The organism is uncultured Aquimarina sp. (assembly GCF_947492405.1).
GTDB lineage: Bacteria > Bacteroidota > Bacteroidia > Flavobacteriales > Flavobacteriaceae > Aquimarina.
Genome location: NZ_CANLMP010000024.1, coordinates 1 through 634, shown reverse-complemented (window position 1 = coordinate 634; position 634 = coordinate 1). Strand labels below are relative to the sequence as shown.

The following is a 634-nucleotide window of genomic DNA, read 5'->3' as shown; positions in this document are numbered from 1 at the left end:
TCTTTTTGGGCATTCCGAGGGTGGAAGTGTCTCTGCCCTATTTAGTGCAACTTATCCTGATCGTGTTATTTCCTTAATCACCTTCGGTATTTTTGCAAAGAGGAGGTATTCTAAAGACTATCCTTGGGCACCAACCGATCAGGAGCGTCAGGTGGTTTATGATATGATTGAGAATGATTGGGGTAGTGGAGAGATGAATTTAGCATCACTTGCACCTTCTAAAGTACAAGATCAAACTTTTATGGATTGGTTAGCTAGTTACTTCCGTTCAGGCGCTAGTCCCACTTCAGCGTTGAAATTGACAAGAATGAATACTCAGGTTGATATCATAGACATTCTAGGATCTATAAAAGTACCTACTCTGTTATTACAACGTACAGATGATATTGATGTAAAAATTCAGGAAGGGCAATTTATTTCTGAACGTATTCCCGGATCAAAATTTTTAGAACTAGAAGGAAGTGATCATCTGTTTTGGGTAGGAGATACTGATGTTATTTTAGAAGCAATGAAGGCTTTTATAAATGATATAAAGCCAGCACCGGTTTATGAGAAAAAACTATTTACTGTTATGGTTGGTCGTATTATTTCTTCTGGCACTAATACTTCAGAACATCAGGAAATTATTAAAAGA

At 37.1% G+C, this 634-nt stretch carries 1 protein-coding gene; it reads left to right on the top strand.

Going from position 1 to position 634, the window contains the following annotated elements; genetic code table 11:
• Nucleotides 1-634: alpha/beta hydrolase (locus Q0829_RS27495; protein WP_298549300.1), on the top strand; the 634-nt coding region annotated here is incomplete at both ends.